Source organism: Azohydromonas sediminis, from assembly GCF_003574675.1.
Classification (GTDB): Bacteria; Pseudomonadota; Gammaproteobacteria; order Burkholderiales; family Burkholderiaceae_C; genus Calidifontimicrobium; species Calidifontimicrobium sediminis.
The window spans coordinates 1-1,899 of sequence record NZ_QOAZ01000080.1 but is presented as its reverse complement, the minus strand read 5'-3'; the positions used below and the strand labels follow the sequence as shown (position 1 = coordinate 1,899).

Sequence of the window (1,899 nt, the reverse complement as noted above, 5' to 3'; positions counted from 1 at the left end):
GCACGTCGGCAAGCTCTGGCCGCCCTCGCGCGACGTCGCCGGCGTCCGTCGTCGCCCACAACCGGCGTTGATGTGAATTTCGCAGGTCCGACTACTTCCCCGAGTTCCTGGAGCCCCGGCGCACCGCCGAGCGCGCGCTGGCTGCCGTCATCCAGGAGGCCTACGTGCAGGGTATCTCCACCCGCTTGGTGGACGAGTTGGTCAAGGCGCTGGGCATGAGCGGCGTGTCCAAGAGCTTGGGTCACGCCTGTGCGCCGAGCTCGACGAGCGCGTGCACGCCTTCCTCGATCGTCCGCTCGAAGGCGACTGGCCGTACCTGTGGATCGACGCCACCTACGTCAAGACGCGCGAGGCCGGGCGCATCGTCAGCGTGGCGGTGATAGTGGCCGTGGGCGTCAACACCGACGGCCAGCGCCAGGTGCTGGGCATGAAGGTCGGCGCCAGCGAAGCCGAGCCGTTCTGGACCGAGTTCCTGCGCAGCCTCGTGCGCCGGGATCTGCGCGGCGTGCGCCTGGTAATCAGCGGCAGCCACTTTGGGCTCAAGGCGGCCACCTCCAAGGTGCTCAAGGCCACCGGCAGCGCTGCCGCGTGCACTTCATGCGCAACGCCCTGGCCTACGCCCCGAAGGCGCAGCGGCGCATGGTCAGTGCCGCGATCGCCACCGTCTTCGCCCAGGAGTCAGCCAAGGAGGCACACGCCCAGTGGCGCGTGGTGGCCGACCAGCTGCGCGAGCGCTTCCCCAGGATCGCCGAGCTGATGGACCGTGCCGAGCATGAGGTGCTGGCCTACATGGACTTCCCCCGCGCGCACTGGCTGCAGATCCACAGCACCAACCCGCTGGAGCGTCAGAACGCCGAGATCAAGCGGCGCACGAACGTGGTGGGCATCTTCCCCAACGAGCGCGCCGTCACGCGGCTCGTGGGTGCCATCCTGCTCGAGCAGAACGACGAATGGACGCTGCAGCGGCGGTACATGCAGCTTGAAGGCCTGCAGGCCCTCAGCGATACTGCCCCGGCTCGGCTGTCTGCCGTTCAGCGCTGAGCACCGCGTGCATCTCGGCCCTTCCGGGCTGTGGACCTACACCACGCGTTGGGACACGATCCGTGACCCCGCCGAAGCGCGCTGGCGCGCGCGAGCAGCGCATCGAGTATGGCCGGGCTCGCCCCGGGGGGAAAGGTCAGAACCTGAGGTGGCGCTCGATGAATGCCATTGAATGCCGGATGCCGTCCTGCGTCGCACTGGCGTCGTATGCGAGCACGACGGGACCGAAGGTCCCGGCAACCGTTCGAGTCGGATACGGCGCGTCCCATGCGTGCGTCGCGCCGTCATATTCGATGATCGTCACGTTGGGGACGCGGCTTCTCTCGAACAAGTCCTTGCAGTTTCCGATGGGCGTCCAGGTGTCGGCAGAGCCACCGAGGATCAGCAGGGGGGAATACACGGTCCTGCGGGGCAGGTAGATGGAGCAGAACGGATAGATTCCCACATGGGCGGCAAACGGCCTCTTGTCCTCGATGTACCGCTCGGCGTTCGCCGGCAGATCCATGACCGCTGCATGCACAACGGTCCAGCCGCCATGTGAAAGACCGACCAGGGCCCCCCGCGTCAGAATTGTTGTCGCCCCGATAGAACCTGGTCTTCGTTGAGTTCCAGGTTCATGTAGATGGTGGTGGGAGGCTGTGGAGCTTGTGGGCGAAGGCCTGCGCGGTGGGCAACGCGACAGCGTTGTCCACGGCAAGCTGGCCGGTGCGCGCAGCGCATCGCCCACAAATCCACAGCCTGGGCTGCTGCCGCGTTTCGTAGACCCGGGGACGATGACAGAGAACGAGTTGGCTCGATACGGACAAGCATTCAAGGACCGCGCGGTAGCCAGGCTGCTGCCGCCGAACAGCGCCGCGC

The 1,899-nt window shown here is 66.8% G+C and carries 2 protein-coding genes and 1 pseudogene; 2 read left to right on the top strand and 1 reads right to left on the bottom strand.

Annotated elements, in window-relative coordinates; genetic code table 11:
* Positions 1–74: 74 nt before the first annotated feature.
* Positions 75–1,041 (top strand): annotated as a pseudogene (locus DRV96_RS17690) (IS256 family transposase); the annotation flags it as partial.
* Between the two features lie 136 nt (positions 1,042–1,177).
* Here the strand turns inward: DRV96_RS17690 and DRV96_RS17685 are convergent.
* Positions 1,178–1,546: a dienelactone hydrolase family protein gene (locus tag DRV96_RS17685; RefSeq protein ID WP_119293592.1), complete on the bottom strand. Its 369-nt coding sequence runs from the start codon at positions 1,544–1,546 to the stop codon at positions 1,178–1,180.
* A 142-nt stretch (positions 1,547–1,688) separates the two neighbouring features.
* Here DRV96_RS17685 and DRV96_RS18480 point away from each other — a divergent pair.
* Positions 1,689–1,899: hypothetical protein (locus tag DRV96_RS18480; protein WP_210757104.1), on the top strand; the 211-nt coding region annotated here is incomplete at its 3' end.

What these genes read in the sequence shown, in the direction of transcription:
- DRV96_RS17685 (WP_119293592.1), bottom strand. Translation starts at nt 1,546, where the DNA reads ATGGATCTGCCGGCGAACGCCGAGCGGTACATCGAGGACAAGAGGCCG.